Below are 25,680 nucleotides of genomic sequence, written 5' to 3'. Positions count from 1 at the left end.
CGGTAAAAGGAACCCGCCATTTTTATGTGCCCTGACCACATCCATTGCCGGAATAACGGATTACCCCCATGCCACCGATTTCTGCCATTTGTGTTCTTTACGGACTGGGTCTGACCGCATCAATGCAGGTCGGATTGATTGGCCCGATTGCCCCCGATCTTCGGGCTGGTTTTGATCTGAGCCAGGCGCAATTTGGCCTTGTCGCATCGCTGATTACAGCCGCAGGCGCGCTTTTCGCCATTCCGACCGGGGTTTGGGCCGCACGTGCGGGATTGCGACAATCGCTTGTTCTGGGTGGGGTGATGATGATCATCGGGGCGGCGATCTTTGCCACGGCCCAAAGCACCGGGATGCTTTATGTCGGGCGTCTGGTGACCAGCATCGGGTATCTTTTGATCGTGGTCGGCGCGCCAAGCTGGATGGCCAACCTGGGCAATCCGAAAGTGGTCGCCATGGCCATGAGCATCTGGGGAACCTTTATCCCGGTCGGCGTTGCAATGGGCAACTGGACCAGTGCAGCGATTGTTGCCTGGCTTGACTGGCGAATGGCGGTTATTGCCTGCACCATTCCGGTTGCGTTTTTACTGCCCGCCCTGATGTGGATGTCAAAACCGGCCAAGGCCGGGTTTGACCGATCATTGATGTCGGGTATTTCCGGGGTTTTAAAATCGCGCCCGGCGATGCAGATCGCACTAACATTTGGTGCTTTTGCCGGGGCAACGTCGGCCGCCCTTGCATTCATGCCCACGATGATGGCGGACAACCTTGCCATTGGCATACCATTGGCAGCAGCAATTATCGGAATTACCGCGATTGCCGGCAACATCATCGGCAGCATCGGCGCCGGGATGTTTCTGGGCCGTGACATATCGGGGCGTCTTATCCTTGCCATCGGTCTTCCGGTGATGGCCCTCGCAATTGCCGTCTTGTTTACCAGCCAGAATATCGGCATCAGCATCATTGCCCTGATCCTGTTCAATATCGGGCAGGGATCGGTGGCCGGAACCTGTTTTGCCCTTTTACCCCGAATTGCCGGACGTGATCTTTCGATGCCTGCTCTTCAGGGTATGCTGGCCCAGTTCGCCGAGGTTTTCGTTGTTATTGTCCCGCCGCTTGCCGGTGCGATGATCGACTGGGCAAACTGGAAGGGGGCGGCATTTCTGCTGGCGGGGTTTTATCTTGCAGGTTTTATCATCTCGCTTCGATACCGCCAGCCGCACATCGCAACTCCTGGTTAGTTCGACTATACAAACCGCTGTCTTGACCTATCCCGCAAAGCAAGCGACCCTTCCGATCTGATCGCATGCAAGGGGCAAACAATGCTCTGCACAAGGGAAACGGAATGACCTGGATTAAAGCCACCTTTATCAGCCTGATATTGCTTGGCATCCTGATTATTTCAGCGTTTTTTATCTGGCTGGCACCGGTTGGTGCCGGTTACACAGCCAAGATCATGTGTTCGGCGATTTTTGTGAATGGCCTGCCATCGGACCGGGCACGGGATGAAGATATCCTTGCCGATAACAGTCCGTTGCTGTCGCTGATTACCGCTAATGTCGATTTGCGCCATCAAACTGTCAGTGCGCATGCTTTTGGTTTTCGCAAACGCATTGCGGTTTATCGCCCCAATCTTGGCTGTACACTTTCCGACGATGCGTCCCGGGTCGAACAGCTGCGTTCAATAAGCCCACTGGTTCGACCGATCCCGGCCCAACCATTACTGACCGCATCGGTTCCCGGCACGATTAACCGGCGCGCATTCAATAATATCCTGAGCGATGCCATGGACGAACCGGGCCCGCATGTTTCACGGCGCAGCCGGGCGATTGTCGTTTTGCACCAAGGCAAGATCATTGCCGAACGTTATGCCCCGGGCATCAATGCCACGACACCGCTTCCAGGCTGGTCGATGGCCAAAAGCGTTTTTAACGCCCTGATCGGTCGCCTGCAGAACGAGGGGGTCATTCCCGATGTCAACACACCGGTTCTGATCAATGAGTGGCAGGCGCAGGTCAGCGATCCACGCGCGGTAATCACCTATGACGATCTACTGCGTATGAGCAGCGGACTTGCATTTGATGAAAGCTATTGGAACCCGCTTTCGGATGTGGTGCAGATGCTGTTTATTGAACCGGCATCTGCGGGGTTTGCTGTTTCGCAGCCACTTGAACATCCGCCGGGAACGTTTTTTGCCTATAATTCCGGAACGACCAATATCCTGTCCGCAGCCATCCGTAATCTTAGCGGATCAATGCGGCGCTATCGACATGTCCCGTTTGATTTGCTGTTTCGCCCGCTTGGCATGCGCAGTGCCGTGATTGAGACCGATCAGGATGGCTATTTCATCGGCTCAAGCTTTATGCATGCCACGGCCCGTGACTGGGCCAAGATCGGGCAATTCTTCCTGCAAGACGGTGTCTGGAACGGCGAACGCCTGTTGCCCGAAGGCTGGGTCGATTACTCGGTGACCCCGGCACCTGCGGCACCAAATGGCACCTATGGTGCGCATTGGTGGCTTGAACTTCCGGGGTCACCCGATAACGACGGCATCCCGCACGAAGATGGCCCGTCGGTTCCAGGCGATGCATTTTTTGCCCTGGGTCACGACGGTCAATCGATCAGCGTTATCCCGTCAAAGGATCTGGTGATTGTGCGACTTGGCCTGACACGGGATCGCAGCGCTTTTGACCTGCGGCATTTTGTCGGATCAATTGCCACCCTGTTCCCCGATACTGTCGCCGATAACAGCGAGACAACGGTGGGAGCCCAAAGCACCGATCAGGTTGCCAAATAGCGCCCTGTCCGCTGCATTGCCTGTACCGTAATCCTACCAGCCCTAACCGATGGTTCCGGCAAGCCCAAACAGCCCCAAAATAGCACCACCGCCTGCCCCGGCCAGAACCAGTGCCCAGACCGGCATCAAACGCCATTGCAAAACACCAAAGGCAATGGTCGCAATGATCAGATCGGTGACATCATGAATTGTCCCGGTCCAGACAGGATCATACAGAACCGCTGCCAGTAACCCGACAACGGCGGCGTTAATCCCGGCCAGTCCGGCACGCATTTTTGGCACATGGCGTATCCGGTCCCAAAACGGCAACAGCCCGATCACCAAAAGAAACGCCGGCAGGAAAATCGCAATCAGGGCCACTATCGCACCTGAAATTCCGCCGACAATCCCGCCCACGCCGTTTTGCATAACGGCACCAAGATAGGCCGCAAAGGTAAAGATCGGCCCGGGGACGGCCTGTGTGGCACCATAGCCCGCCAAAAACACATCGCTGTCGACCCATCCGGGGGCCACGACGGCCTCTTGCAGCAGGGGCAGAACGACATGCCCGCCGCCAAAGACCAACGCCCCACTGCGATAAAATCCATCAAACACGGCAAGCCACGGTGCCAGCGATGCAAATGGTGACGATGTTGATGACGACGTGATTTGCGCCAGCACAGGCAACCCAATCAGCAACACAGCAAAAACGCCGAGCGCCGCAATCGCCCCGCGGGGCGAAATACCCGCCGCAAGACGGCCTTCGACCATCGCGGCATCACGGCGCAAAAACAACAAACCGGCAATCAAACCACCGACAATCACCACGGCCTGCATGCCAACCCCGTCAAAGGCTATCATCAAGGCCGCAGCCGTAATTGCCAATATCGCACGCGGCATATCGGGGCACAGGCTGCGTGCCATGCCCAAAAGGGCGTGGGCCACCACACCAACCGCCACCAGTTTCAGCCCCCAAATCATCGGACCAGTGGCCACCAGCCCCCCGCCATTCCCGGCGGCAAAAACCAGCCCCAGCACCGCCAAGACAACGGCTGATGGCATGGTAAAGCCAAGCCAGGCCACAAAAGCGCCACCAAACCCGCCCAGCGACATGCCGATCCCCATGCCCACCTGCGAACTGGCCGGACCGGGCACAAATTGGCACAGGGCCACCAGATCGCCATAAGTCGCATCCGAAAGCCATTGGCGGCGCGTAACAAATTCCTCGCGGAAATAGCTGATATGGGCGACCGGCCCGCCAAAGCTGGTTAATCCCAGCCGCAGGAAAATCAGAAAAATCTGCCAAAGTGACAGGTCAGGCTGTGGGGATTGCCTGTCGTGACTGGAATTCTGGTCGGCCATGTATTTCCGCCTTTTTGGTCTTGCGTTCCCGGTCTTTCTATCCGGGCGAAGATAAGCGATGGCCGCCAGCACCCAAAGCCCAAAACAATTGCCCCATCCGGTTTCATCAAACCATAACAAAACGCCCGCCACCTTGCGGCAACGGGCGTTTTGAAATCCTTGCAACCAGCCTAGCGGAAGGCCGGTTCATCCAGCGAACGCAATTTGCGTGAATGCAGTTGATTGACCTCGGTACGCAGGGTATCGATGGTATCAAGCCCGATCTGAAGATGCTGACCGATACGCTGACGATAGAAATTATTCGCCATGCCAGGCAGTTTCAGTTCCCCATGGACCGGTTTATCCGACACACAAAGCAACGTGCCGTAAGGAACGCGGAAACGGAAACCATTGGCCGCAATTGTGGCACTTTCCATATCCACCGCAATTGCCCGCGACTGATTTAAACGCCCGAACAGCTCGCTATAGCGCAATTCCCAGTTCCGGTTATCGGTGGTTGCCACTGTACCGGTCCGCATGCGAGCCTTCATTTCGCGCCCTCTAAGGCCGGTGATCTTGGCCACCGAATTGGCAAGAGCCACCTGGACCTCGGCGATTGGCGGCACGGGAATCCACAGTGGCAAATCCGAGTCAAGCACATGGTCGTCACGGACATAACCATGGGCCAGAACATAATCGCCCAAAAGCTGACTGCGGCGCAGACCGGCACAATGGCCCAGCATCAACCAGCAATGCGGGCGCAGCACGGCAATATGATCGGTTGCCGTTTTCGCATTTGACGGACCAATACCAATATTAACCAACGTCACCCCAAGACCGTCTTCACGGATCAGGTGATAGGCCGGCATCTGTGGCAGTTGTTTGACAGGTTCACCACTTTCGTCCCAGCCCTTTGGCGCATTTTTACGGACATGGACCTTTGGCCCAGGTTCAACAAAGGCGACATAGGGGCTTTTGGGATCTTCAAGCTGCAACTTGGCGAATTCGATGAATTCATCGACATAGCGCTGATAATTGGTGAACAGAACAAACTTCTGGAAATGTTCTGGCAAGGTTGCTGTGTAATGACGCAAGCGCGCCAACGAGTAATCAACCCGTTCGCCCGAAAACAGCGACAGCGGCTTTGGCCCGTCGCTGTTACCGTAATGCACCCCATTGGCGATAGCATCATCGGTGCGCGCCAGATCAGGCATATCAAACACCAATTGCAACTGCCGAATATCGGTCGGGCCGATATTGTCAGTTGCCGTTTCAACCATGAACGGTAACGGGATCGGGCGATCAGACACGCCAACCACGACCGGGACATCGTGGTTTTTCAGCAGAAGTTCAATCTGTTCGCGGTAATATTCTTCAAACAGGTCGGGGCGCGTGACCGTCGTGCCGTAAATGCCCGGATCACGCGGTGCGCCGTAGGACAATGTGCTTTCGACATGCAATTTCTCGGGCGGCACTTCTATCCCGAGATACGGGTAATAGGCGCGCACAGGCGAGCTTTGCTGGCCGTTTCCAAATCGGATGAATGCTTCGCGGACGGCCTCGGCACCAGTCGAATAAATATCCTTGATGCGGGCAATCGCCCTTTCGGCGTCGGTAAATTCAAACAGATCGCGAACCGATCCGTGAGCTCCGGATACCATCATAAATTGCTCCTTTTTCTTATTGTTGTATTGAGCAGGAGATTTATCACCGCCCGCCCGGACTCTGGCAACCCCCAATTCATGCATGGCCGGACACCAAAGCGGCATATCCGCCATACGCGATATAACCTTTCGCACCGGCAAGGGCGCATAAAACCGCGCAGCATGACGACATGCCGACCCTATATGCCCACACGATTTTCAAGATTTCCAAATGACAGTTTTGATGCGCGGACCATAACCCTGACGCGAGACAACCGGTCAGATGCTGGCCATGGTCGCCGATTCGCCACACGGCGTTCATTGCGCCACCCGGTACAATGCGGACAAAAAAAGGGCCGAAACCAAGCGGTTTCGGCCTATTTCGGAGAAGGGCCTTAGACGTTGAGGGAAAAGACGATCAACTCCGATACACACTTTATCTGACCATTGGTCATCAAAGTCAATAAAATTTCGAAACAATACTGTGTTGCGTTACACGCATCATTCCTGCAGGTGCCCAGCCTCAGAGGCCAAAGACTTCAATTTACAAAGCCGGCGGTAAAGCGTCAGGTCAACTGTCCCGCCGTCACCTAAATGGCCTTTTTCGATATCCCGGACAATTCCTGCTGCACGCGGATCGTTTTGGACAAGGTTTTCAATATCGCGCCTGTCCTCGTCATTAATCGATCCGCGCACATAATTTTCAATGTCGTCCTTGCCATATATAGCAAGCACATAAGTCATTATGCCGCCTCCGCCACGAACCGCGATGCATGCTCACGTGCTTCAATCCGACCAACCGACGCACGCAACTTGCGACGGGCACGGCCCACACGGGATTTGACGGTACCGATCTCGACATTCATGTGTTCTGCCGCATCCTGATAGGAAACATCATCAACAGCGGTCAGCAAGATCGCCTCGCGTTCCTGCTCGGGCAATTCATCAAGAATGCGATCCGCATCCCGCAATTGAAGACGGGCCATCTGGTTACTGCCGTGACCATAGACATCGCCCAGATCATCCCAATCAACGTGGTGACCACGAGTCTTTTCCCGACGTTTGGCCGAAATGAATGTGTTGAACAATATCCGATGCAACCACGCCTTAAGGCTAGTGCCTTCCTCGAACTGGTCCTTCTTGCTGATCGCTTTCAGCAAAGTGTCCTGCACGAGATCCTGCGCAAGGTCCATGTTGCGAGTCAGCCGATAAGCATGGCGACGCAACGCGGGTACATGATCTTCAATTTCATTCATCACTTGCTCAGACATCACAACCTCCGTTTTTGGATGTCCTCACCCTAACAAAAGAAAATAATATTTAAAGTAAAATCGTATACTTAATCATAGTAACACTATCACTTTACTTCATAAACACAACATGATGAAGAAACACAACAAACATACTTGGATCAAATTCATGAACACACATAATAAATATCAGTTGTTTACTTTACGTAATCTATGTAAAGTGTGTTGACGCCATCAGCACCGCAAGATGGTTGTATTACGGAGAGAACGCAGGTAACGTAAGTTACTCAAAAATTCTCGAATGCATTGAATATCAATGGCTTCAGGCGTCTTTCAGGACGCCTGAACTTGACAAGGAACTCCGAGTGCCAAACTCGAAACGTACAGAAAAACTTCAAATCATGCTTGATGATGAAGAGTTAAAAGTCATCGATGACTGGCGGTTTGATCATCGTATGCCGACACGTGCGGCCGCAATTCGCGAATTGATCCGTCGCGGGCTTGTTTCCGAAGATGTCGAAGCCCCCGATACCGAGGGCAAAACCACCACCGATTTCCGTGTCGAACCGCAATAGTTTCGAAAAATAGCCCCAGAAAAAAAGCCCGGTCAATTAAGCCGGGCTTTTTTCTGGCTATGTTCAATCATCTTTTTTGATCGAACAAGAACCACCTTTCGAGCTTTCCCCGGTAAAAATCCGCGCGACCCCGGCACCAAATCCAAGCACCAACACCCAAAGCCCGTAATAGCGCAAAGCACGCGATATGCTGATCGCAATTAAAAACAACCAAAACGGATATGCCGTTGCGCCCGCGGCAAGGGCAGCAAGCTGCATTGGAACCGGTGTGATGCTGATTGCAAAAACCACCCAAAAGCCGCCTGCCTGAAACTTCTGTTCGACTTCGTGAAAGACATCGCCCCCACCGACAAGATCAATCAGTGGGCGGGCAAGTTCATCAAACAGCCCAAAAGCCAAAAAATACAGAAATACCGCCCCCGCGATACTGCCGATCAATGTGACGGACGCCACCATCAATCCACGCTGGCGCGAAGCCGCCATCACCGGGGCAATCAGGACTTCAATCGGAACGGGAATGATGGTTGTCTCAAGAAATGATGCAATCCCGATCCCGCCAAGCCCCTTGCGCCCGGTGGCCAGTCTTTCAAGCCGTTGCTGCCATATTTTCCAAAACGTACGCACAGAACACCCACCATATATGTCATCACGTTTGAAATGCCCGGTTTCGGTTTGCATGTTTGCCTTTTAAAATGCGATCAAACACACAGCGGCCCGCCCAAAATGGGCGGGCCGCTGACACCCGGAACATCACTTCACCGAATTAAGGTTGTGATGTCTTATTCGGTGGCATGATCATCCGAGAGAGCTTTTTCGGCATTATTTATGGCCTCAAGAGTACTTGCCTTGACGTTTTCCCACGTATCAGCGGATGCGTCCTGGGCATCTTCAAATGCCTCGCTCAGATTTTCGCTGGCGCCATCCCAGGCATTGGAAAGCTCATCAACAGCATCCTCGCTGTCTTCGTTGACCTGCGCGGACATTTCGTCATATTTCTCACCAAGCTGGTCGGATTTTTTCTCGACCCATGCCAAGAATTCGTTTTTCTGTTCATAGGTATATTCTTTGGCCTCGTCATATTTTTCCGCGGCCTTGTTACCCATTTTTTTGGCGTCCGATTTCATTGCGTCGTCGGTTGCCATGGTACCGGTCTGATCGGGGTTTGTTTGCCCGTCGGCATAAGCCGGTGCAGTCACCGCAACAGACATCATAATAGTACCAGCCATCAGAACAGTTTTATTAAGCATCACAACCTCCTAGTTCGTGAACAACAGCCCTTTTTCTTTGGCGCTGCTTATAACCACAAACGGATAGCGCAAAAGAATGTTCCAATTATGTTGATTTTAATTACTGGAACTTTTGTTTTTTACCGACGTTTCAAGGGCAAGCGTTTCGGACATAAACGATGACCTGATACGAATACACGATCGGGATCACGGTACCGGGACGCGAAACAAAGACAGGAGTTCTCAAATGGCACAGAGCAAAATGCAGAACATCGCAAAAGAGTTCCCGGTAAAAACCGGCGTAGACCGCAAGGACCGCCGCGAATTGGCCAAAATGCTGACCAAGATCATTGGTTCATCGCACGTATTATATGCCAAAACGCGTGGCGTTCACTGGAACGTTGTCGGCCCGGCGTTTTATTCGCTGCATAAAATGACCGAAGAACAATACGAGGACCTGAACGAAGCAATTGACGAAATGGCAGAACGCATTCGCGCAATCGGCTTTCAGGCCCCGACCGGCCTTTCGGAAATGATGAACCATTCCGTAATTGCCGATCAGACCAAGCTTCTGCCGGCCAATGACATGGTCAAGGAACTGGTCGAGGATCATGACAAATTATCGCGCTTGTTGCGTGACGGTGTGGCCGAAGCCGATGACGCCGATGACGTCAAGACCGCCGACCTTCTGACCGAACGTCTGGGCGTTCACGAAGAAGCTGCATGGATGTTGCGCGCCACCATTTCCTAAAACCTGACAGGGCAAAACCGGCATCAAATTACTGCCGGTTTTGCGTCGCAATCTTGCCGTTCTGATCCATTACCCTGACAGGCAAGACTTCCCGATCACCCCCGACGGAGGCATTCAGGTGAAATCAACTGATCTGAGCGGCAAGGTTTGCATCCTTTTAACACGGCACAAGATGCCCGACGAATGGCGCAATAATGGTGCTGAACCATTGCGCGCCGTCTTTGAAGATGCCGGTTACACCGCCGAACTTGAATTATGCGACGATCCGGGTGCCATCAACGCATATATCGAAACGGCCTGTGTGCCGGGCGATGTTGTTGCGATTGGCGGCGGCGACGGCACGATCAATGCCGTAATTGATACCGTGATCAAGGCAGGCGTGATCATGATCCCCCTGCCACTTGGCACGGCAAATGACTTTGCGCGCAGTCTTTATATCCCTGACGATATCCTGATGGCGGCACGTGCAGCCATCAACGGCCAAATCGCGATGCTTGATATCGGGCGGGTCAATGGGCAAAGCTTTGTTAACGCCGCCAGCATCGGCGTTCCGGCCGATGCCCGCAAACGCATTGACCCCGATCTTAAGCGTTGGACCGGTGCCATCAGTTATGCGGTTGCCAATTGGCAAAGCTGGCACGAAATGAAGCCGCTTGATCTTACCGTCACTTGCGGCAATGCATCACCACAGGATTTAAAGCTGCGCCAATTGACCGTAACCAATGGCCAGTATTTTGGCGGTGGATTACGTCCACGTGAAAACAAGCGCCTTGATGACGGCAAGCTACATATGTTTGCGATTCAGGCCGATGTCGACACCCTTTCGGGGATGGATATTGCCGCCGAACTACTATTTGGGTCGGTTGACGACAGCCGTTATGCCATCTCGCGCGAGTGTGATCGCATTCAGGTCGACGGGGCAAAGGGGGAACCCATTCTGGCAGATGGTGAAATTATCGGTGAACTACCCGCCTGTTTTGAGTTGGAAGCAAAAGTTCTTCCGGTATTTGCCCCCAAAGCCTTTCAGAATGAAACGGATAAAACCGGCTTGTTCGACGGACATCAAATCGTCAATGACATTACCCTTGATGCGGTTGGGCTATCATTTAGGCTGTATGCAGTTTATCCGATGGCAAGCGACAGTCAGCTAAAATCAATCTGTCATGACGCGGCAAACCATCTGCGCGATATCAATCGACGGCTTGAGCTGGCATTGCGTCCTTATGGCTTGCCAACATCATCCCTCGATCCGGATTTACAAAGCCTTGAACAGCTTCGCGACCGGGCGATGTCTTGGATGCTAAGCGATGCCGATCAACGCCTTGCCCGTGGTTTATTGACCCAGTCTGGTCAAATTGCAGCGGCATTAGAAAATTGCCCGATGGACAAAATACCAGACGATATTTCGCAGCCCCTATCAGACATGCTGGCATTAATTGCGGATATGGAAAAACGACTGGAAACCATCGAGACATAATGTAAAAGGCGGGAAAACCTGCCTTTTACATATTCTATCAGCCGTTTTCCCGTCTCAACCTTCCCGGCCAGCAAGGCCGTTGGCAAAAGATTGGGCTTCGAACGAGCGCAGGCAATGTAATCACGTTCAAGCCACCGACTCCGGACACTTGCAGAGCCTCAGAACTTGCTTTTGCTGATAGCTTAAACTTCTAGGCCGTCACCCTACGAACTAAAGCTTTCTCAATGATGTCAGTATGTTCGGTGCCCCACTCGCACAAGGGGATCAAAGCGTCTGCCAGCGTAAAACCAAATGGCGACAGCTCGTAAACCACGCGAGGTGGAATTTCCTTGTAGTCCGTTCGCACCACAATACCGTCCACCTCAAGTTCCTTGAGTTGCTGAATCAACATTTTGTCACTCACCCCGCGTACACAGCGCTTTAGCTCGCCGTAACGTTTGGGATCTTTGGCAAGGAAGAACAAAATCAAGGGTTTCCATTTCCCTGAAACCACACGAAGGGCGGCATCAAGACCACAGATGAAGGGCGTGGTTGAAGAACGAACTGTTGACATAACCATACTTACCAAAAGGTGCATACTTGTTAAAAAGTATGTCGAATCGTATCGTTGGTCAACCCTAATGAAGGAAACCAGTGATATGACCAAACTTACAGGAAAGATCGCCCTGATCACGGGCGGAGCAAGCGGTATCGGCCTCGCCTCGGCAAAGCGTTTCGTCGCGGAAGGTGCTTTCGTCTATATATCCGGGCGACGCAAAGATATCCTTGATGCCGCCGTAACAGAAATCGGATCAAATGTTCGCGGCATTCAGGCAGACATCACCAACGCTGATGATCTCGACCGCCTGATAGATACGATCAAGGCCGAAAAGGGACATTTGGACATTCTATTTGCAAATGCAGGCGTCGGTGAATTTACCCCACTCGGAAAAATTACATCCGAACATTATGATTACACCTTCAATATCAACGTCAAAGGCACACTCTTCACCGTTCAGAAAGCCTTACCGTTACTCAGACCTGGCAGCTCAATCATCCTGACAGGCTCAACCGTTGGCGTAATGGGAACCCCCGCGATGAGTGTTTACAGTGCATCGAAGGCAGCCGTGCGCAATCTTGCTCGAAGCTGGGCACAGGATCTTCGGGGAACTTCAATCCGGGTGAACGTCCTAAGTCCAGGAGCGACAAAAACCGACAAGGTTATAGAGCTTCTAAACCCGGAAATGCTTGAAAGCCTCGCCAAAGGCGCCCCGCTTGATCGCGTCGGCGACCCAACAGAAACAGCCGCTGTCGCAGCGTTTCTTGCCTCTGATGACAGCAGCTTCATGACGGGAAGTGAAGTCTTCGTCGATGGTGGCTACGCACAAGTTTAGTGTTTGAGGAGCGATTTTCCGTTGATGAGGATCGCTCCTCAATTATTTTGAGAGTGGGAAACCACACCGTTGAACCTCAAAATAGCCTGGCCTCAACTGAGCACGATCTTAGGACGCTAGCCGTAACTCAAGCTGTTTTAATCTTCAAGCCCGGCAAGGCTGCGGGCAAAGGATTTGGCTTCGAACGGACGAAGGTCTTCGGCACTTTCGCCAACGCCAATGGCGTGAACCGGTTTGGCAAATTTTTCAGCCAATGCAACAACAACACCGCCCTTGGCGGTACCGTCAAGCTTGGTCACGATCAGCCCCGTAATATCGGTCGCCTGGGAAAAGACTTCGACCTGTGAATGGGCGTTCTGACCGGTGGTGGCATCAAGCACCAGCAAGGTGTCATGCGGGGCGGTTTCATCGCGCTTGTGGATCACACGGACGATCTTTTTCAGCTCATCCATCAGATGGGCCTTATTCTGCAAACGACCGGCGGTATCAATCAGCAAAAGGTCATAACCTTCGCGCTGGGCCTGATCAATGGCATCAAAGGCCAATCCGGCAGCATCCGCACCGGCATCACGTGCGATAACCGGGCAACCGGTCCGTTCGCCCCAAACTTTAAGCTGTTCGACCGCAGCCGCGCGGAATGTATCGCCCGCCGCCATCATGACCTTTAGTCCCTGATCACGATAGGTTTTGGCAAGCTTGCCAATCGTGGTGGTCTTGCCCGATCCATTGACCCCGACAACCAGAACCACATGCGGCTTCTTGCCCGGATCGATGACCAGCGGCTTTGCCACCGGCTCAAGGATCTTGGCGACTTCGTCAGCGATGAATTCTTGAATTTCTGCGCTATCGACTTCTTTGTCGAAACGGGTTTTAGCAAGCTCGGCACTAAGTTTGGCCGCCGTTGCAACACCAAGATCGGATGTGATCAGAAGATCTTCGAATTCTTCCAGCGCCTCGTCATCAAGACGGCGCTTGGTAAAGATATCGGCAATCCCGGTGGTCAGCTTCGAGGAGGACCGTTTCAACCCGTCTTTCAGTCGGGCAAACCAGTTTCTTTTCCCCTCTTCACTCATCCCGCAAGCTCCGCTTTCAATTTTCCGTCTTCAAGGCCAATAACCTTGGCCTTTGCAATTGTGCCCGGTTCTATCACGCGATCCAGCAGAACGGGAGCAAAATGCTCGGTGTGGCCGGTATTTTCCTTTTCCACCAAAACATTCTCGATCAAGCCGATGCGTGATTTCAGGAAATTGCTTAATTGTATTTCACCGGCATCGCGCAGCGCCCCGGCGCGTTCCTTGCGGATGTCCTTGGCCACCTGTGGCATACGCGCCGCTGGCGTCCCCGGACGCGATGAATAAGGAAAGACATGCAGGTAAATCAAACCGCATTCATCCACCAGACGCAGGGTGTTTTCCGCCATTTCATCGGTCTCGGTCGGGAAACCGGCAATGATATCGGCGCCAAATGTCACATCAGACCGAAGACCGCGCACTTTTTCACAGAAATCGATAACATCCTGACGCAGATGGCGACGTTTCATGCGTTTCAGCACCATATCGTCACCGGCCTGCAAACTGATGTGCATATGCGGCATCAGGCGTGGTTCGATGGCGATCAGACGAAAGATATCATCATCGACTTCGACCGGATCAACCGATGAAATGCGCAAACGCGGCAATTCCGGTACCTGTGCCAGCAGGCGACGTGTCATCTGGCCCAGTGTCGGCTTCCCCGGCAGGTCATGACCATAAGATGTGATATCCACCCCGGTCAGGACAACTTCACCATAACCATTGGCAACCAGTTCTCGGACCTGGGTGACAATCTCACCCATCGGGACACTGCGTGAATTGCCACGGCCAAACGGGATGATGCAAAACGTACAACGGTGATCACAGCCATTCTGGACTTGAACAAAAGCACGCGCGCGGCCTTCAAATCCCGACACCAGATGACTTGCAGTTTCTTCGACCGACATGATGTCATTGACCACAACACGCTCGTGCTCCGGCATCAGGAAGGTTTCAGCCTTCATCTTGCTGTCATTGCCAAAGATACGGTCGATTTCAGGCATCTTGGCAAATTTGTCAGGATTGACCTGAACCGCACAGCCGGTCACAAAAATCTTGGCATCGGGGTTTTCGCGACGCAGGCGTCGGATGCTTTGGCGCGCCTGACGTTCGGCCTCGGTCGTGACGGCACATGTATTGATAATGATCGCATCATCAAGACCGGCATTTTTGGCATGGTCGCGCATCACCTCTGATTCATAGGTGTTCAGGCGACAACCAAATGTTACGACGCGCGGCTCTTTCATGCTCGCCCTTTTGCTATCCGGAAAACGTTTCCGCAGGCGCGGCCCGATGATTTGCCTGCTGCCATTACGGAATGCCCGGCAAGGCCAATCACCTTGTCGAGCGCTGGTTACATACGCTTTTAGCCATTTTAATGCAAGCCCACCGGCTTCATAGCTCGCATGCAGTGAAAGCGGCGATTGCACCAAAGAACAGCATAGGGAAATTATATAGCAGCGAAAATACGATCCTGCCGCTTAGTGTTGCATGGTTTCATCATGCTAACACCATTGCGATACAATAACGCAAGTCATAGACCTGCGACAAGTTGTGAGAGCGCAAGGCAGTAACGGCTACCTCGACATAATCCTAATTTTTTGAAACCAAAGACGCGCCGTTATCATAACACCTGCGCCACATGCGTGGATTGCACTATGTTATCGAAAATGGATTCAACAGCAGAACGCAATCAAACGACTGTTTTTGGGGGATATGCCGGGGTTAGCTCCCCCGGATCATTGTCCCTGCCCCACGCTCGGTGAACAGTTCAAGCAAGACCGCATGCGGTGCACGGCCATCGACAATTACCGCGGCCTCAACCCCGTTGCGAACCGCATCCATACAGGTTTCGGTTTTCGGAATCATACCGCCCGAAATCGTGCCGTCGGCAATCATTGCGTTGATACTGTCGATATCGGCGTCACGCACCAGCTTCTTTTCTCCGTCAAGGATACCCTTGACGTCGGTCAGCATATAAAGGCGACGGGCACCAACAGCCTTTGCAATCGCACCGGCAGCCGTATCAGCATTGATATTATATGTCTGACCATCATCACCAACCCCGATGGGGGCAATTACCGGAATAATATCGGTATTGGTGAAACAGCTCAGCACATGCGGATTGACTTCAATCGGTTCACCGACGAAACCAAGATCAAGCACTTTTTCGATATTGCTTTCCGGGTCGCGCTTGGTGCGCTGTAATTTCCGGGCCTTGATCAAATGCGCATCCTTGCCGCAAAGACCAACGCTAACGCCGCCTGCCCGGTTGATATTCGAAACGATTTCCTTGTTGATCTTGCCCGCCAGAACCATCTCGACCACATCGATTGTCTGTTGATCGGTTACACGCAGACCATCAACAAATTCCGACTGGATGTTAAGCTGCTGAAGCATCTGGCCAATCTGAGGACCGCCGCCATGAACAACAATCGGGTTCATGCCAACTTGCTTTAAAAGAACCATATCCTGGGCAAACAGACGCGCCAATTCCGGATCACCCATGGCATGGCCGCCATACTTGACCACAATCGTCTGCCCGTTATAGCGCCGCATATAGGGAAGAGCTTCGGACAAAACCTTTGCGCGCGCCAATGTCCTATAGGCATTGGACTCCGAGTTTTCTTCCTCAGAACGGATTTCTTCGTTCATCTCTTTTCCCCAATCGTTATACGAGCGCTGTCGGGTTATTATAGCAACATTGCGATCTCTGCGCGAAGCGCCTCAAGTCCGGTGCTTTTTTCGCTTGATGTTGCAAAAAGCTTCGTCAGGGCGGCAGGATGTTTTTTCACCCCTTCGACCACTTCACGAATACGCTTTTCCATCTGACCTTTTTTAAGCTTGTCTGCCTTGGTCAAAACGATCTGATAAGACACAGCGGACTCATCAAGCATCTTCATCATTTCAAGATCGGCTTTCATAAAGCCGTGCCGGGAATCGATCAAAACAAACACACGACGAAGCGTCACACGCCCGCGCAGATATTGTTTGATCACCCCCTGCCAGGTCTCGACGATATCCTTGGGCGCCTGGGCAAAACCGTAGCCCGGCAAATCCACAATATTAAGCGCACCATCAAGATCGAAATAGTTCAACTGCTGGGTTCGACCGGGCGTGTTCGATGTCCGCGCCATATCCTTGCGGCCGGTCACGGCATTAAACAGGCTCGATTTCCCGACATTGGACCGACCCGCAAAGCAGATCTCGATTTTGTTTTCGGGCGGCAACTGTTCTAGGTTTGCAACACCCAACATGAAGGTAACCGGGCGGGAAAACAGTTTCCGCCCGGCTTCGATCTGTGCCGATTCAAATGTCGGAATTGCAGTTGCCGATGGCAATTTTTCTTCAGTCATTGTCGTTCCTTGAACCCCGCACAGGCGTTAAAACGCCCTGCGGGGAGGAGATGGGGGGATTAAACCCCCATCTTGTACATAATATAGCGCTGCTGCATGATCGACAGCGTGTTGTTCCATGCCCAATAGATCACAAGACCTGCCGGGAAGCTTGCCAGCATGAACGTAAAGATCAGTGGCAAGAACATCATAATCTTCGCCTGAGTCGGATCAGCCGGCGCCGGGTTCAGTTTCTGCTGCAGGAACATGGTGATTCCCATTATCAGCGGCCATACACCGATCATCAACATCTGCGGCGGATCAAACGGGATCAAACCAAACAGATTAAACAGCGACGTCGGATCCGGTGCCGAAAGGTCCTGAATCCAGCCAAAGAACGGTGCATGACGCATTTCGATGTTCACGAACAGCACTTTGTAAAGCGCAAAGAACACCGGAATCTGAACCACAATCGGCAGGCAACCCGAAGCCGGGTTAATTTTCTCGCGCTTGTAAAGCGCCATCATTTCCTGCTGCTGACGCTGACGATCATCCTTGAACTGCTCGCGCATCTTGGTGATCTGCGGCTGCAGCTTTTTCATCGCACTCATGGATTTGTACGATTTATTCGCCAGCGGGAACATCACGGCCTTTACCAGAACGGTAAAGATCAGGATGGATACGCCAAAGTTGCCAACCAGATGGTTCAGCCACTGCAAGAACAGGAAGAACGGTTTGGTCAGGAAGTAGAACCAGCCGAAATCAATTGCGAGATCGAAATTCGTAATCCCGAATTCATTGGCGTACTGATCCAGTACCGAGACTTCCTTGGCACCGGCAAACAAACGGGTTTCAGATGCCGCTTCGGCACCGACAGCAACCGTACGTGCCGCACCAAGATAGTCGGTCTGGAATTTGTCCGCATTATCTGCAACATGATGGCTAAAACGTGTCGTCAGCTCTTCATCCGAAGACGGTGCCAGCGCAACCAGCCAGTATTTGTCGGTAAAGCCAAGCCAGCCGCCGGTGGTTTTTTTCTCGACGTCACCATCCTCGACCAGATCCTGGTACTTCATTTCGGTCAGTGTGCCGTCGATCACGCCCAGCGGACCTTCGTGCAGAATATAGAAACCTGCGGTCTTTGGCTCCCCCTTGCGCGAGATCAGGCCGTACGGATACAGCGTAACATCCGAACCACCGTCGTTTTTCACCGACTGCTTGATCGAGAACATGAAGTTCTCGTCAATCGAAATTTCGCGTTTAAAGGTCAGGCCATTGCCGTTGTCCCAGCTCAGCGTCACCGGTGTTGCCGGCGTCAACTCGTTGGAACTTGCGGTCCAGCGGGTATCGCTGTTTGGAACACCAACGGTCTTATCCGCAGCAACCCAGCCAAATTCAGCGAAATACGCATTATCGCTGCCGGTCGGGTTCAAAACATGGATCAGCGGGCTGTTGGGTTCTTCAGTCTCACGGTAATCTTGAAGCTGAATGTCATCAATCATGCCGCCAACCAGACGAATCGAACCTTCGACACGCGGGGTTTCGATCTTGATACGCGGGGATTTGGCCAGCGCATCATCGCGATTGACAACCGGTGCAGCAAGTTGCTGCTGCCCACCGGGCACGCTTGGCGCATTCGACGCCGCCTGCGGGGTGTTGGTGCCGTTCACGTCAAGCTGTTCGCGAACCTGCGCTTCCTGAACCTGAGGATCAGGTTCAGGCGCAAAAAAGAATTGGAACCCGACAAGGATCACGACCGAAGCAGCAATCGCAATCCACAGGTTACGTTGTTCGTTCATCGCCTCTTTCCGCTTTCGTCCGGCGGCGCAGCACGCCTGACCGGTATTCTATTTACATGACGAAAGCGCCGTAATCCGGGGATTATGATCCTCCGACGGCGCTTTATTTTGTTCACAGCCACATCCGGGCACGGGATCATAACCATGACCACCCCATGGATGGCAACGCATTATCCGTTTAAAACCCATCCAGCCGCCTTTTATTGCCCCATGACGGGCAAGGGCCTCCATCATATAAGCCGAACAGGTCGGCTGATATCTGCAGGACCACCCGATATAGGGCGATAAAAAGAGCTGGTAGCCGCGAACAGCGAATTGAAGAAGGCGTGCCAAGAGGCCCACATCTGAACCGGGAAGATTACTCATTTCACCGAGTCTCCTGCCTTTGGTGCAGTACCGGATCGCGAACCGCGTCCCTTGCGGAAACGCGCGTTATCGACGGCAGAGGGTTTGGCATCCGGAATACGGCGCAGGGCAAATCGCATATCATCGACCAGTTTTTCAAATTCACGGTCAATGGTTTGGCTTCGACCAATCACGACATAATCCCAACCGGGCAATGCCATTTCGATCATCAGTTGATCTGCCACAGCACGCAAACGCCGTCGAACGCGATTGCGAACGACGGCTTTTCCCACCTTTTTGGTGACAGTGAAGCCGACTCGGGCGAGTCGATTTTCACCGGCGTATTCTGTGTCCGGTTTGATCCCGGGACGCGGTGCGCCTTGAAGGATCAATCCTTGTGTAACCCATTTCCGGCGGGTGCCTGCAACGCGAAGAAATTCTGCGCGCTTTTTCAAGCGTTCCACCGAAACGGTCACAACATTAGGCCGACAGACGCTTGCGGCCCTTGGCGCGGCGTGCGGTTAGCACACGGCGGCCACCGACGGTCGCGCTGCGGGAACGGAAGCCGTGGCGGCGTTTCCGTACGAGTTTGCTTGGCTGGTAGGTGCGCTTCACTGCACTTACTCCGTTCTAAAAGGTAATCCGATAAAATTCGAGGTCCGCTGTATAGGACTTCACACCATAGCTGTCAATCGCGACAGGGTGATTTCCCCCAGAAAACCGGCAATGTCGTCAAGATTGCGTCCCGACGGCATCCAAATCGTCTTTTCGTCACCACTCGATACGTTCGACATTGGAAAATGTCAACTCGCTTCCATCAGAAAACACAATGGTTCCCGACGAATCGGTGGAAAGTTCCATATAGTTGCTTTTTGATTTCGTTATGCTGCCCTCATCCAGAATCAAGGTCCAATCACTCGAATCGATATTGTTCCCGGTGGTGCTGTGCAACTCGATCACATCCGAGGTCCAACCACTTGCACCGCCGTCCACGTGATCTGATCCATCGCCCATATTAAAGATAAACAAGTCCGATCCGCCGCCGCCGTAAAGCTGGTCATCGCCGGCACCGCCGATCAAAGTGTCGTCATCATCCCCGCCCAACAGCATATCGTTGCCATCGCCGCCAAGTAGCGTGTCACGCCCGTCACCGCCTTGCAGGGTATCATTACCATCTTCGCCATAAAGCCGATCATTATCACCGCCCCCATCGATTGTATCGTCACCCGAACCGCCATAAAGCGTATCGCGACCCCAACCGGTGGTCAGCGTATCGTTACCCGCACCGCCATCAAAATAGTTGTTACCACCATCGGCAGCCAGGATGTCATTCCCATCACCGCCCAGGAAGGTGTCATTGCCCCATCCGCCATGGATGGAGTCGTTACCACCTTCACCCCAAACAGTGTTGTCACCGCTACCGGCATCTATGCGGTCATTTCCGCCGCCAGCTGCGATTGTATCGTTTCCGTCGCCTGCGGTGATGCTGTCATCACCGCTGCCGGTATAGATCCTGTTGCGGCCCTCGCCACCGGTTACCGTGTTATTGCCATCCCCGGCACTGATATAGTCATCGTCACTGCCGACACTGATGGTGTCGTTACCAGTACCAGTCCAAACCTTGTTATCGCCTTCACCGGCACTGACGATGTTATCGCCATCGCCGCCGACAATGGTGTCCCGGCCACTGCCGCTATTGATCGTGTCATTCCCGGCACCTGTCTGGACGGTATTATTGCCTTCATTGGCGTAAACGATGTTATCCCCACCACTGGCATAGATCTTGTCATCACCACTGCCGGCGGTGACATAATCGTTTCCTTCACCGGCATAGATGGTGTTTCGCCCCTCGCCGCCATGAACGATGTCATTGCCAGCACCGGCATCAATATAATCGTTCCCACCATCGCCGGTAATGCTGTCATTCCCGGCACCGGCATAAACAACATCATCGCCGTTCCCGGCCCAGATCGTATCATTACCTGCATTGGTCGAGATGGTGTCATTCCCACCCCCGGCCCCAACCGTATCGTCACCCGAACCGGTCACGAAGGTTTCGCTCCAATCGCGCCCCCATTTGACTTCGCCGGGGTCAACGACTTCCTTCTCAATCGTGACTTCCAGAATCGCTGTCGTACTCGCCGTATCCGAACCATCACGCGACTGTGCCGATACGACCAGTTCGAATGTACCGAAATAGTTACTTGCCGGGGACAAGGTCAAACCGGCCAGCTGAGCGACACTGAGCGTCCAGGTACCGTTGCAGTTATCCGTTCCGGCCGACAGACGGGCACCGCTAGGCACACCGGAAATGGTCACCGTCAGGGTCTCGCTGCTATCGGTCAGACCGGCATCGATATCAAGTGCAACCGCGTTGCCCATATCCGCATTTACATCGTCAACATCAAGTGTCGGCGCATCGGCCACACCCGCAACGGCCACAGTAATGGTATCGCTAACTGATGCGCTGTCATCGCCATCATGTGACGTCACCTTAACGGTCAGATCAAAGCTGCCGCTATAATCGTCGCTTGGGGTGATGCTTAATCCGTCAAGGTCGCCAGCATCCAGCGTCCATGTGCCATCACCATTGTTCGTACCAGACGACAGGACCGCACCGTCGGGAACACCACTGATCGTGACGGACATTGTTTCGCTATTGTCAGACAAGCTGGCATCAATATCGAGGCTGATCGCCGAGTCCTCTTGGCCCGAAACGTCCGAAACACTCAAGGACGGGGTATCGGCGACCGCGCTGATATCTACATTGACCACCTGACTGATCGACGTCGTTTGACCACCGACACTCGACGTTGCCGTCACGCTCAGATCAAATGCACCACTGAAATCATCCGCAGGCGTAATCGTCAGACCATCCAGATTGGCCGCTGCCAATGTCCATGTCCCATCGCCATTATTGGTCCCGGCAGACAGGGTTGCACCATCGGGAACGCCCGAAATCACGATACTTAGCGTCGCAAGTCCACCGGGCAGACCAGACAAACCAGCATCGATATCAAGTGCAATCGCACCACTGTCTTCGACACCGGTAGCGTCACTGACGGTCAGGACCGGTGTTGCTGTGGCTGACGGGTTATAAATTTCACCATCGACATAGATTTCAAGTCTTTCGACATTGTCGACTTCAATACCAAGCGCATCAAGCCGCAGGTTATCATTATGACAACCACCGGAACCGACATGAGACTTAAGGTCCTGCAAGGCTTCAAACACACCTTCGGCCGCCAACTGTTCCGACGTCAGATACAGTTTCAGCGTATCAGTCCCTGAACCGCCATCAATAACGCCCGTACCTTCGGCTGTCAGGTCAACGCTATAGCGAATTTCATCGTTATTGCCCTCGCCATACAGCTTGTCATCGCCCGATCCGATCAGGATATCGTCGGAACTGCCGCCATAAAGCGTATCAGTGCCTTCACCACCATCTAGCGTGTCGGCGCCACTCCCCCCCATGATCGTATCGTCACCGGTACCGCCGAAAATACTATCGTTCCAGCTACCGCCATCAATATAGTCGTCCCCGGCCCCAGCATTGATGGTGTCCCGGCCGCTCCCGCCATAAATGGTATCGTCTCCGGCCCCGGACGAAATCGTGTCCTTGTCGTTGCGCCCGCTGATATAATCATCACCGTCACCGGTCGTAATCTCATCCCTGCCATTAGTCCCGATGACCGTCTGGCCTTCTGTTTCACTAATCTCAACCGTCAGGCTTTGTGAAACGCTTTGGCTATCGCTGCCATCGGTTGCTGTTGCGGTTACCGTCAAGTTAAACGACCCGCTAAAGTCATCAACAGGCGTGATCGTCAGACCTTCAAGCTGATCGGCGTTTAACGTCCAACTGCCGTCACCATTATCAGTCCCGCCCGACAGGGTTGCCCCGCTTGGAACGCCACTGATCGTGACAGAAAGAACTTCGCTGGCATCAGTCAGGGACGCATCAATATCAAGCGCAACCGCTTGACCTTCTGCACCCGACGCTCCGGAAACCTCAAGCAAGGGTAAATCTGCAACGGCAGCAACATCGACCATCACCGTGTCAGAAACCGTCGCAATATCAATACCATCACGCGATGTCGCTGTAATATCGACATCAAAACTGCCGCTAAAGTTTTCAGGCGGCGTGATGGTCAATCCCGCCAGATCACTCGTCGTCAGCGTCCAGGTCCCATCACCATTATCCGTCCCGGCAGACAAGGTTGCCCCGTCTGGAACGCCAGAGATCGTGACGGTCAGAACTTCGGAGCTATCTGTAAGACTTGCGTCAATATCAAGCGCAATGGCTTTATCTTCTTTGCCAGAAGCATCCGCCACATCCAGCGTTGGCGTATCGGCAACACCGGCAACATCAACCGTGATGCTATCACTCATCGTTGCAACATCGCTGCCATCAGCCGATTGCGCCGTCACACCGAGATCAAACGATCCGCTGAAGTCATCGGCAGGTGTAATCGTCAGACCTTCAAGGTCAGCAGCAGATAGCGTCCAGGTGCCGTCACCATTATTAGTCCCGGCAGACAGGCTTGCCCCGTCCGGCACACCGGAGATCGTCACCGTCAGAACTTCGGAGCTATCCGTCAGGCCAGCATCAATGTCGAGTGCAATCGCGCTGTCTTCTTTGCCAGAAGCATCGGCAACATCAAGGGTTGGCGTATCGGCAACGCCGGTAACGCCAACCGTGATGCTATCGCTCACCGTCGCAACGTCTTCACCGTCCGCAGACTGCGCGGTGACAGCAAGATCGAACAACCCGCTGAAGTCATCGGCAGGCGTAATCGTCAGACCTTCAAGATCAGCAGCAGATAGCGTCCATGTCCCATCGCCATTATCGGTTCCGGCAGACAACGTCGCCCCATCCGGAACACCGGAAATGGTAACTGTCAGGACTTCACTGGAATCTGTCAGGTTGGCATCGATATCCAGTGCAATCGCAGAATCTTCGTTACCAGATGCATCCGAGACATTTAATGTCGGGGCATCGGCGGCGTCTTCAACGGTGATATTCTGTGTTTCAGTAACAGATTTGGTATCAGTTCCATCAGTCGCAGTAGCCGTGACAGTAAGATCAATGCTACCCCGGAAATCGGACGGAGTGGTCAGCGTCAAACCTTCCAGATCAGCTGGTGCAAGTGTCCAACTGCCATCCGAATTATGCGTCCCTGCGTTCAAGGTCGCGTCTTCAGGAACACCGGTGATGGTAATGCTGAGAGTTTCCGACCCATCTGTATCATTAAGGGCTGCATTGATGGTCACCGGATAAGCAATGCTCGCGGTTTCGGAGGACTGCACCAGATCAGAATTTCCTACCACAACGCCGTCACCAAACGAAATTGCTTCGATATGGTTTACAGTCAACATCTTGCCCGTATCGAGATCAATGATTTGGGTGTTGATAACGCCCTGATTGGCCGTGTAGTTCTGTAATGAATAGGACGTGGACGGCTTGCCAAGATACAGAACATCATCGCCAGAACCGCCATCAAGTGCGGAAGTTTGGCCAATGTCGCCATTAATCGTCAGACTGTCATTGCCATCACCCAAACGAATGTTATTGCCCAGATTGGTATCCCCGTTCAGGACGACATCATCGTTCCCGCTACCGAGATCAAACTGCTCATTCATGTTCAGATCACGGTCGATGACAAAGGTATCATCGCCATTCGTCCCATAGTGGTTCGAACCACCATTATCAACAAAATCGTTTGGTCCGGTGCCACTGTCCGTCCCAGTCGCTGTGCCCGCACCAATCGAAACGCTTAAGCTTGGAGCATCGGCAACAGCCGCAACATCAACCGTGATGCTATCGCTGACCGTCGCAACATCGCTGCCGTCAGCAGATTGAGCCGTCACACCAAGATCGAAGCTGCCAGAGAAGTCTTCAGCTGGCGTGATCTTAAGGCCGTCAAGGTCAGCACCCGACAGGCTCCAAGTGCCGTCACCATTATTGGTCCCGGCAGACAGGCTCGCCCCGTCCGGAACACCGGAGATCGTCACCCTCAGAACTTCGGAGCTGTCGGTCAGGTCCGCATCAATATCGAGCGCAATCGCAGTATCTTCTTTGCCCGAAGCATCAGCAACATCAAGCGTTGGCGTATCAGCAACACCGGCAACATCGACCGTGATGCTATCGCTCACCGTTGCAACATCGCTGCCATCGGCAGACTGCGCGGTCACGCCAAGATCAAACGATCCGCTGAAGTCATCAGCTGGTGTAATCTTAAGACCGTCAAGGTCAGAGCTCGACAGCGTCCAAGTGCCGTCGCCATTGTTGGTCCCGGCAGACAAGGTTGCTCCGTCTGGAACACCAGAGATGATCACCGTCAAGGTCTCGGAGCTGTCGGTCAGGCCAGCGTCGATATCCAAAGCAATCGCAGTATCTTCTTTGCCCGAAGCATCGGCAACATCAAGGGTTGGCGTATCGGCAACGCCCGCAACGTCAACTGTCAGCGAGCCTGTGGTGGTTGCTACATCGCTGCCATCGGCAGACTGCGCGGTAACACCAAGATCAAATGATCCGCTGAAGTCATCGGCTGGCGTGATCTTCAGACCATCAAGCTCAGAGCTCGACAGCGTCCAGGTGCCATCACCATTGTTGGTCCCGGCAGACAGGCTCGCCCCGTCTGGAACACCAGAGATGGTCACCGTCAGAACTTCGGAGCTGTCGGTCAGACCAGCATCAATATCGAGCGCAATCGCAGAATCTT

The 25,680-nt window shown here is 53.3% G+C and carries 21 protein-coding genes and 1 pseudogene; 6 read left to right on the top strand and 16 right to left on the bottom strand.

Features of this window, described 5'->3' with window-relative positions; genetic code table 11:
- Positions 1-68: 68 nt before the first annotated feature.
- Both TALK_RS19265 and TALK_RS19260 read left to right on the top strand, forming a co-directional pair.
- Entirely contained in the window at positions 69-1,238 is a 1,170-nt protein-coding gene (locus TALK_RS19265; RefSeq protein WP_085620787.1) for an MFS transporter, read from the top strand.
- A 104-nt stretch (positions 1,239-1,342) separates the two neighbouring features.
- Complete coding sequence (locus tag TALK_RS19260; protein ID WP_085620786.1) at positions 1,343-2,794, top strand: serine hydrolase domain-containing protein; 1,452 nt, start codon at positions 1,343-1,345, stop codon at positions 2,792-2,794.
- A 42-nt stretch (positions 2,795-2,836) separates the two neighbouring features.
- Here TALK_RS19260 and chrA read toward each other — a convergent pair whose 3' ends face one another.
- The 4 genes from chrA to TALK_RS19235 form a co-directional block, all read right to left on the bottom strand.
- Entirely contained in the window at positions 2,837-4,135 is a 1,299-nt protein-coding gene (gene chrA / locus TALK_RS19255; protein ID WP_085620818.1) for a chromate efflux transporter, read from the bottom strand.
- A 170-nt stretch (positions 4,136-4,305) separates the two neighbouring features.
- Positions 4,306-5,775: an AMP nucleosidase gene (locus tag TALK_RS19250; RefSeq protein WP_085620817.1), complete on the bottom strand. Its 1,470-nt coding sequence runs from the start codon at positions 5,773-5,775 to the stop codon at positions 4,306-4,308.
- Between the two features lie 483 nt (positions 5,776-6,258).
- Entirely contained in the window at positions 6,259-6,501 is a 243-nt protein-coding gene (locus TALK_RS19240) for a hypothetical protein (RefSeq protein ID WP_085620784.1), read from the bottom strand.
- Positions 6,501-7,028, bottom strand: a complete 528-nt coding sequence (locus TALK_RS19235; RefSeq protein WP_085620783.1) for a sigma-70 family RNA polymerase sigma factor — start codon at positions 7,026-7,028, stop codon at positions 6,501-6,503. Before TALK_RS19235 ends, TALK_RS19240 begins: the two co-directional genes overlap by 1 nt.
- A 344-nt stretch (positions 7,029-7,372) precedes the next feature.
- On the opposite strand from TALK_RS19235, the gene TALK_RS19230 reads away from it, so the two are divergent.
- Positions 7,373-7,582 carry a hypothetical protein gene (locus tag TALK_RS19230; RefSeq protein ID WP_085620782.1) on the top strand — a complete coding sequence of 70 codons (210 nt, stop codon included), beginning with the start codon at positions 7,373-7,375 and terminating at the stop codon, positions 7,580-7,582.
- Between the two features lie 63 nt (positions 7,583-7,645).
- On the opposite strand, the gene TALK_RS19225 is transcribed toward TALK_RS19230, so the two are convergent.
- Together TALK_RS19225 and TALK_RS19220 are read right to left on the bottom strand one after the other, a co-directional pair.
- On the bottom strand, positions 7,646-8,260 hold the full coding sequence (locus tag TALK_RS19225; protein WP_085620781.1) for a YqaA family protein: 615 nt from the start codon (positions 8,258-8,260) through the stop codon (positions 7,646-7,648).
- A 101-nt stretch (positions 8,261-8,361) separates the two neighbouring features.
- Complete coding sequence (locus tag TALK_RS19220) at positions 8,362-8,829, bottom strand: hypothetical protein (RefSeq protein ID WP_085620780.1); 468 nt, start codon at positions 8,827-8,829, stop codon at positions 8,362-8,364.
- A 226-nt stretch (positions 8,830-9,055) separates the two neighbouring features.
- On the opposite strand from TALK_RS19220, the gene TALK_RS19215 reads away from it, so the two are divergent.
- Together TALK_RS19215 and TALK_RS19210 are read left to right on the top strand one after the other, a co-directional pair.
- A complete protein-coding gene (locus tag TALK_RS19215) occupies positions 9,056-9,559 on the top strand; it encodes a Dps family protein (RefSeq protein WP_085620779.1) in 504 nt (167 codons plus the stop codon).
- Between the two features lie 118 nt (positions 9,560-9,677).
- Positions 9,678-11,036 carry a diacylglycerol/lipid kinase family protein gene (locus TALK_RS19210; protein ID WP_085620778.1) on the top strand — a complete coding sequence of 453 codons (1,359 nt, stop codon included), beginning with the start codon at positions 9,678-9,680 and terminating at the stop codon, positions 11,034-11,036.
- A 190-nt stretch (positions 11,037-11,226) separates the two neighbouring features.
- Here the strand turns inward: TALK_RS19210 and TALK_RS19205 are convergent, their stop codons facing one another.
- Positions 11,227-11,589 carry a winged helix-turn-helix transcriptional regulator gene (locus TALK_RS19205; RefSeq protein ID WP_085620816.1) on the bottom strand — a complete coding sequence of 121 codons (363 nt, stop codon included), beginning with the start codon at positions 11,587-11,589 and terminating at the stop codon, positions 11,227-11,229.
- 85 nt (positions 11,590-11,674) lie between these two features.
- Here TALK_RS19205 and TALK_RS19200 point away from each other — a divergent pair, with 85 nt between their 5' ends.
- A complete protein-coding gene (locus TALK_RS19200; RefSeq protein WP_085620777.1) occupies positions 11,675-12,409 on the top strand; it encodes an SDR family NAD(P)-dependent oxidoreductase in 735 nt (244 codons plus the stop codon).
- Positions 12,410-12,546: 137 nt separating this feature from the next.
- Here the strand turns inward: TALK_RS19200 and ftsY are convergent, their stop codons facing one another.
- The 9 genes and pseudogenes from ftsY to TALK_RS19155 form a co-directional block, all read right to left on the bottom strand.
- Complete coding sequence (gene ftsY, locus TALK_RS19195; protein ID WP_085620776.1) at positions 12,547-13,482, bottom strand: signal recognition particle-docking protein FtsY; 936 nt, start codon at positions 13,480-13,482, stop codon at positions 12,547-12,549.
- Complete coding sequence (gene mtaB / locus TALK_RS19190; protein WP_085620775.1) at positions 13,479-14,726, bottom strand: tRNA (N(6)-L-threonylcarbamoyladenosine(37)-C(2))-methylthiotransferase MtaB; 1,248 nt, start codon at positions 14,724-14,726, stop codon at positions 13,479-13,481. Before mtaB ends, ftsY begins: the two co-directional genes overlap by 4 nt.
- Positions 14,727-15,204: 478 nt before the next feature.
- Positions 15,205-16,134, bottom strand: a complete 930-nt coding sequence (gene argB, locus TALK_RS19185) for an acetylglutamate kinase (RefSeq protein WP_085620774.1) — start codon at positions 16,132-16,134, stop codon at positions 15,205-15,207.
- A gap of 38 nt (positions 16,135-16,172) precedes the next feature.
- Positions 16,173-16,835 (bottom strand): ribosome biogenesis GTP-binding protein YihA/YsxC, encoded by a 663-nt coding sequence (gene yihA / locus TALK_RS19180; RefSeq protein WP_085620773.1) that lies wholly within the window; start codon positions 16,833-16,835, stop codon positions 16,173-16,175.
- A gap of 59 nt (positions 16,836-16,894) precedes the next feature.
- A complete protein-coding gene (yidC, locus tag TALK_RS19175; RefSeq protein WP_085620772.1) occupies positions 16,895-18,613 on the bottom strand; it encodes a membrane protein insertase YidC in 1,719 nt (572 codons plus the stop codon).
- Positions 18,614-18,661: 48 nt separating this feature from the next.
- Positions 18,662-18,979: a membrane protein insertion efficiency factor YidD gene (yidD, locus tag TALK_RS19170; RefSeq protein ID WP_085620771.1), complete on the bottom strand. Its 318-nt coding sequence runs from the start codon at positions 18,977-18,979 to the stop codon at positions 18,662-18,664.
- The gene (gene rnpA / locus TALK_RS19165; protein WP_245830051.1) at positions 18,976-19,422 is read right to left on the bottom strand and encodes a ribonuclease P protein component; all 447 of its coding nucleotides are present in this window, start codon (positions 19,420-19,422) and stop codon (positions 18,976-18,978) included. The genes yidD and rnpA overlap by 4 nt, the downstream gene beginning before the upstream one ends.
- Positions 19,423-19,438: 16 nt before the next feature.
- A complete protein-coding gene (rpmH, locus tag TALK_RS19160; RefSeq protein WP_007091264.1) occupies positions 19,439-19,573 on the bottom strand; it encodes a 50S ribosomal protein L34 in 135 nt (44 codons plus the stop codon).
- A 156-nt stretch (positions 19,574-19,729) separates the two neighbouring features.
- Positions 19,730-25,680: pseudogene (locus TALK_RS19155) on the bottom strand (hypothetical protein); the annotation flags it as partial.

Origin of the sequence: Thalassospira alkalitolerans, assembly GCF_002115745.1 — a bacterium.
Lineage (GTDB): Bacteria > Pseudomonadota > Alphaproteobacteria > Rhodospirillales > Thalassospiraceae > Thalassospira > Thalassospira alkalitolerans.
Note: the sequence above shows the minus strand (reverse complement) of the source record. Positions and strands in the feature narration are given on the sequence as shown.